General features: G+C 73.2%; 5 protein-coding genes and 1 pseudogene. 4 read left to right on the top strand and 2 right to left on the bottom strand.

Annotation, left to right across the window (positions count from 1 at the left end; translation table 11 throughout):
- Window positions 1-132: 132 nt before the first annotated feature.
- Window positions 133-1,314, bottom strand: coding sequence for a quinolinate synthase NadA (gene nadA, locus ACFV0G_RS33360; protein WP_380556092.1), 1,182 nt, complete (start codon window positions 1,312-1,314; stop codon window positions 133-135).
- Between the two features lie 216 nt (window positions 1,315-1,530).
- Here nadA and ACFV0G_RS33355 point away from each other — a divergent pair, with 216 nt between their 5' ends.
- The 3 genes from ACFV0G_RS33355 to ACFV0G_RS33345 all read left to right on the top strand — a co-directional run bounded on the left by ACFV0G_RS33355 (window position 1,531) and on the right by ACFV0G_RS33345 (window position 4,573).
- A complete protein-coding gene (locus tag ACFV0G_RS33355; protein ID WP_380556090.1) occupies window positions 1,531-2,454 on the top strand; it encodes an NADP-dependent oxidoreductase in 924 nt (307 codons plus the stop codon).
- Between the two features lie 89 nt (window positions 2,455-2,543).
- Window positions 2,544-3,008 carry an Lrp/AsnC family transcriptional regulator gene (locus ACFV0G_RS33350; RefSeq protein ID WP_380556088.1) on the top strand — a complete coding sequence of 155 codons (465 nt, stop codon included), beginning with the start codon at window positions 2,544-2,546 and terminating at the stop codon, window positions 3,006-3,008.
- 197 nt (window positions 3,009-3,205) lie between these two features.
- Window positions 3,206-4,573 (top strand): pyridoxal phosphate-dependent decarboxylase family protein, encoded by a 1,368-nt coding sequence (locus ACFV0G_RS33345; RefSeq protein WP_380556086.1) that lies wholly within the window; start codon window positions 3,206-3,208, stop codon window positions 4,571-4,573.
- Between the two features lie 45 nt (window positions 4,574-4,618).
- Here ACFV0G_RS33345 and ACFV0G_RS33340 read toward each other — a convergent pair.
- Window positions 4,619-5,518 (bottom strand): annotated as a pseudogene (locus ACFV0G_RS33340) (GNAT family N-acetyltransferase); the annotation flags it as partial.
- A 192-nt stretch (window positions 5,519-5,710) separates the two neighbouring features.
- On the opposite strand from ACFV0G_RS33340, the gene ACFV0G_RS33335 reads away from it, so the two are divergent.
- On the top strand, window positions 5,711-6,098 hold a 388-nt coding region (locus ACFV0G_RS33335; protein ID WP_380556084.1), incomplete at its 3' end, for a HesB/IscA family protein.

Raw genomic sequence — 6,098 nt, 5'->3', positions numbered from 1 at the left:
CGCCTCTATGGTCGCGGCGGCAGGCACCAGGCTTAACCGGGCAACGCCCCTCCACCCCCCACCCGCCGCGGCCGGGGCGACCCCCCGTACGGGGTGCCCGCCCTCCGGCGTTCCGGCGTGCGCTCCGGCCGGCTACGGCAGGGCCAGCATCCGGTCCAGCGCGGCCTTGGCGTACTTCTCGGTCTCCGGGTCGACGGTGATCACGTTCGGCACCCGGCCCTCGACCAGCGACTCCAGCGCCCACACCAGGTGCGGCAGGTCGATCCGGTTCATGGTCGAGCAGAAGCAGACCGTGCGGTCGAGGAAGACGATCTCCTTGTCCGGGTGGGCCTTGGCGAGGCGGCGGACCAGGTTCAGCTCGGTGCCGATGGCCCACTTCGAGCCGGGCTCCGCGGCGTCCAGCGCCTTGATGATGTACTCGGTGGAGCCGACCATGTCGGCCGCGGTGACCACGTCGTGCCGGCACTCGGGGTGCACCAGCACGGTGACGCCCGGGATCCGCTCGCGGACCTCGTCCACCGACTCGCGGGTGAAGCGGCCGTGCACCGAGCAGTGGCCGCGCCAGAGGATCATCTTGGCGTCCCGCAGCTGCTCGGCGGTCAGGCCGCCGTTCGGCTTGTGCGGGTTGTAGAGCACGCACTCGTCCAGCGAGATGCCCATCTCCAGCACGGCGGTGTTGCGGCCCAGGTGCTGGTCGGGCAGGAACAGCACCTTCTGGCCCTGCTCGAAGGCCCAGTCCAGCGCCCGCTTCGCGTTGGAGGAGGTGCAGATGGTGCCGCCGTGCCGGCCGGTGAAGGCCTTGATGTCGGCGGAGGAGTTCATGTACGAGACCGGCACGGTGACGTCCGCGATCCCGGCGTCGGTGAGCACGTCCCAGCACTCGGCGACCTGCTCGGCGGTGGCCATGTCGGCCATCGAGCAGCCGGCCGCGAGGTCCGGCAGGACGACCCGCTGCGCGTCGGAGGTCAGGATGTCGGCCGACTCGGCCATGAAGTGCACGCCGCAGAAGACGATGTACTCGGCCTCCGGACGGGCCGCGGCGTCCTTGGCGAGCTTGAACGAGTCGCCGGTGACGTCGGCGAACTCGATCACCTCGTCGCGCTGGTAGTGGTGGCCCAGGATGAAGACCCGGTCGCCGAGCGCGTCCTTCGCGGCGCGGGCGCGGGCCACCAGGTCGGGGTCGGACGCGGCGGGCAGGTCCCCCGGGCACTCGACGCCGCGCTCGCTGTTGGGGTCGGCCTCGCGGCCGAGCAGCAGCAGCGCCAGGGGCGTCGGGGTGGGGTCGACGCCGTAGGTCTCAGTGGTGGTGGTCACGGGCGGGTGCCCTCCTGTGCGGCCGATCTTCCGGCCCCTGCCGGGCTGCGGTTGCACCGCGGGGCCTTCTCGTCTATCTGACGCTATCTATGATAACCCGTTAGCGTCACTGTGACGATGGCCGTCCTGTCGATGTGACGAGAACCGCTCGACGGATCGGCGCCTTCCCGGCGTGGCCGAATCGATATCCCGGCCGCCATCGCGTTGGCTTGGCCCATGAAGGCCATTGTGATCCGGCAGTACGGCGGCCCCGAGGTCGTCGAGTACACCGAGGTGCCCGACCCCAAGGTCGGCCCCGACTCCGTCCTGGTCCGCGTCCGCGCCGTCGGCGTCAACCCGGTCGACTGGAAGATCCGCGAGGGCCGCCTCGACGGCATCATGGACGTCCACTTCCCGCTCGTCATGGGCTGGGACGTGGCCGGCGAGGTCCAGGCCGTCGGCGGCGCCGTCACCGAGTTCGCCCCCGGCGACGAGGTGATCGGCTACGTCCGCAAGGACGCCGTCGAGCACGGCACCTACGCCCAGCTGGTCTCCGCGCCGGTGCGCACCCTCGCCCGCAAGCCCGCCGCCCTCGACTGGGCCCAGGCCGCCGGCCTCCCGCTGGCCGGGCTGACCGCCTACCAGGCGCTGCGCGCCCTCGCCCCCGAGAAGGGCGAGACCCTGCTCGTGCACGCCGCGGCCGGCGGCGTCGGAAGCCTCGCCGTCCAGATCGCCCGCGTCGCCGGCGCCCGGGTCATCGGCACCGCGCGGGAGCGCAACCACGCCTGGCTGCGCACCCTCGGCGTCGAACCGGTCACCCACGGGCCCGGCCTGGTCGACCGGGTCCGCGCCCTCGCCCCCGACGGCGTCGACGCCGCCCTCGACCTGGTCGGCGGAGACGCCGTCGAGACCTCCGCCCAGCTCGTCGCCGACCCCGCCCGGATCGCCTCCGTCAGCGACTTCGGCGTCCGCGCCCGCGGCGGCCACTACGTCTGGGGCCGCCCCGACGCCGCCGACCTCGCGGCCCTCGCCGACCTCGCCGACCGCGGCCTGCTCACCGTCCCGGTCGCCTCCACCTTCCCGCTCGCCCAGGCCGCGTCAGCCCAGGCGCTGAACGCCGAGGGAAGAACACGGGGCAAGATCGTGCTGCTGGTGGACTGACCCCGCCGGCGCGCGAGAATAGGGCGGCGCGCCGTCCCACCCCCGACGCCGCACCGCCCGCACGGACGACAACCCAGTGGAGCAGCACGATGAGCACGCACCGAGCGCCCGACCAGGGCGGCGCGGCGCTGGACGACACCGACCGCCTGCTGCTGGAGCACCTCAGCAAGGACGGCCGCGCCTCCTACGCCGAGATCGGCCTGCTCGCCAACCTCTCCGCCACCGCCGTCCGCCGCCGCATCGACCGGCTGCGCGCCCGCGGCGTCGTCCGCGGCTTCACCGTCGTCCTCGACCCCGCCCTGCTCGACTGGCGCACCGAGGCCTTCGTGGAGGTCTACTGCCGCGAGCGCACCAGCCCCGAGGAACTGCTCGCCAGCCTCCGCAAGTTCCCCGAGGTCGCCGCCGCCTGGACGGTCACCGGCGACCCCGACGCGCTGGTCCACCTGCGCGCCGCCGACACCCGCCACCTGGAGGCCGTCATCGAGCGGATCCGCAAGGAGCCCGGCGTCCAGCGCAGCCGTTCCTCGGTGGTGCTGTCCCGGCTGATCGGCTGACCCCGCGGCAGCCCGGGACCGCACCGCGCAGGAAAGCTGCGCGACCCCCCTCGAACACGCTCGAATCCTGCCCCGGCGGCCCCTTTCCGACGCGCGCCCGGGGAACGCCGCTGCCTACGCTGATCGTGTCCGGTACGCCCCAGGAACCCCGCCCGTACCGGCCTTCACGCTCGCAGCACGAACGAGAGGGACCCCCGGTGTCCGCAGCCCCCGACCGCATGCACCAGCCCGACAACCAGCTGGTCGACCTCGTCTTCGACTACATGCGCGAGCGGCTGCAGTACGACCCCGTGCCGCTCGACCACCCCGGCGACGGCGACCACCTGCGGTCCCACCTCGCCGGCCTGCTGAACGAGCACGGCAACGCCCCCGCCGACGTGCTCAAGCTCTACGACCACGAGCTCTCCCGCGCGGTCATCTCCGCCGACAGCCCGCGCTACCTGTCCTTCATCCCGTGCGCCCCCACCAAGGCCGCGCTGCTGTTCGACATGGTCGTCTCCTGCGCCTCCCTGCAGGGCATCTCCTGGCTGGAGGCGGCCGGCGCGATCGCCGCCGAGAACCAGGTGCTGCGCCTGATCGCCGACCGCGCCGGGCTGCCGGAGAGCGCCGGCGGCACCTTCGTCTCCGGCGGCTCCGCCGGCAACCTCTCCGCCCTCGTCGTCGCCCGCGACACCGCCCGCCGCAGACTCGGCGTCGGCCCCGAGGCCCGGCTGCGGATAGCCGTCGCCGACCAGGTGCACTCCTCGGTCAAGAACACCTTCAACATCATCGGCGTCGAGGCCTTCGTCGTGCCGACCGTGGACCGCCGCTTCACCGGCGAGGCCCTGCGTGCCGCACTGGCCGCCGACCCGCACCCGGAGACCGTCATCGCCGTGGTCGGCACCGCCGGCACCACCAACGAGGGCATCGTCGACGACCTCCAGGGTCTGTCCGAGGTCACCCGCGAGCGCGGCCTGTGGTTCCACGTCGACGGCGCGTACGGCGGCGCCGGGCTGTTCGCCCCCTCCGTGCGCGAGCGCTACAACGGCATCGAGCACGCCGACTCCTTCGTCGTCGACCCGCACAAGTGGCTGTTCGCGCCGTTCGACTGCGCCGCGCTGATCTACCGCAACCCGCAGCTCGCGAGGGCCGTGCACACCCAGGACGCCTCCTACCTCGACGTCCTGCACACCGAGGGCGACGAGTGGAACCCCACCGACTACGCCTACCACCTCACCCGGCGCGCCCGCGGCCTGCCGCTCTGGTTCTCGCTCGCCGTGCACGGCACCCAGGCCTACACCGACGCCATCGAGACCGGCCTGAAGCTGGCGCAGGACACCGCGCAGGTCATCCGCGACACCGAGCACCTGGAGCTGCTGCACGACCCGCAGCTGTCCGCGGTCTGCTTCCGCCGCAAGGGCTGGACCAACGACGACTACTACCGCTGGTCGCAGCAGCTGCTCGCGGACCAGATCGGCTTCGTCACGCCCACCGGCTGGGACGGCGAGACCGTCGCCCGGTTCGCCTTCCTGCACCCCGGCACCACGATGGAGATGGTCCGCGAGATCCTCGCCACCATGGCCTGAGCACCGCACGGCCGAACCGCTCCGACGGATGCGGCCGCCCGCGCCCTACAGGAACCCGCCGTGCGGGACGTAGGGCGCGGGCGGCCGCATCCCGTGCAGGGCCACGTAGCCGCGGGTGCCCAGGGACAGCCCGACCTCCAGCCCGACGTCCACCGCCCACTCCTGCTCCGCGGTGAGGAACTCCACCACCGCCTCCTGCCCGTCGGGCACCCGGGCCAGCGCCTCCCGCAGCAGCCGGGTCGCGATCCGCTTCGACGTGGCCGCGAGCAGCTTCACCTCGCCGCCGGTGCGGTAGCAGTACCCGCTGCCGGCCAGCGCGTCCGCCACCAGCAGCTCGTCGCAGTGCGCCAGCAGGAACGCGTGGTCCGCGCCGTGCGCGGCGCCGCGCAGCCGCCGGTCCACCGAGTCCAGCAGGTGGAACTGGGCCGCGCCCCCGGGATGTACCGGGATGTCGCCCGGGTCGAGCAGGCCCGCCCGGTCCACCCGGCCGGTCAGCCGCATCGCCGGGTGAAGCGTGAAGCCCGCCCGCCGGTAGCGCCGCGCCGCCGCCGGGGACGGCGAGGCGCACAGCATCCCGCGCAGGCAGCCCCGTCCGTGCGCGGCCGCCCGCTCCAGCAGCAGCCGTCCCACCCCGCGGCCCTGCACCCCGGGCTCCACCGCGAACAGGGCGAGGATCCAGACGCCCTCCCGGCGCATCGACAGCGCCGCCCCGACCACCCGGCCGCCGTCCTCCGCCACCCAGCAGCCCTGCGGATCCGTGCGCACCAGGTGCCGGGTGCGGGCCAGCTGCACCACCGCCCTCGGGTCCTCCCCGTCCGGCACCCCCGCCGGCTCCGGGACCGGCCCCTCCAGCGCGCGGAAGGCCGCGCGGGAGACCTGCCGGACGGCCTCGGCGTCCGCCGCCGTGTCCTGGAGCTGACGGATGATCACGCCGTCCATCCTGGCCCGAGAGCGCCTCGACCGTCACCGGAATCCGGAACATCGGACGCTGACCACGGCCCTTGGGTGTGCGAGCATGGATGGAGCAGCACGGACGGGGACACCTCCGTCCCCCGAAAACACCGCCCACCGGAAATGAATCCGGGAGGCCGCCGGTTTGCACTGGCGGCACATAGTCGTCACAGACCGGGAGTAAGCATGACCGTCCAGGACGAGACCACCGTCGAGAGTGGCATCCTCCTCACCGATGCGGCCGCGGCCAAGGTCAAGGGCCTGCTCGACCAGGAAGGCCGCGACGACCTCGCGCTGCGCGTCGCCGTGCAGCCCGGCGGCTGCTCCGGCCTGCGCTACCAGCTGTTCTTCGACGAGCGCTCGCTCGACGGCGACGTCGTCAAGGACTTCGGCGGCGTCAAGGTCGTCACCGACCGGATGAGCGCCCCGTACCTGGGCGGCGCCACCGTCGACTTCGTCGACACCATCGAGAAGCAGGGCTTCACGATCGACAACCCGAACGCGACGGGCTCCTGCGCCTGCGGCGACTCCTTCAACAAGCCCGTAAGGCCGCGCGTACGCCCGAGCGCGACGC

It is taken from the genome of Kitasatospora sp. NPDC059571, assembly GCF_042735675.1.
Lineage (GTDB): Bacteria > Actinomycetota > Actinomycetes > Streptomycetales > Streptomycetaceae > Kitasatospora.
The sequence above is the reverse complement of the archived record's forward strand: the minus strand, read 5'-3'. Positions and strand labels throughout refer to the sequence as shown.

Excerpts from the sequence above, each read along its gene's own strand:
- ACFV0G_RS33350 (WP_380556088.1), top strand. The coding sequence starts at position 2,544 with ATGAGCACGCACCGAGCGCCCGACCAGGGCGGCGCGGCGCTGGACGAC.
- ACFV0G_RS33355 (WP_380556090.1), top strand. The coding sequence starts at position 1,531 with ATGAAGGCCATTGTGATCCGGCAGTACGGCGGCCCCGAGGTCGTCGAG.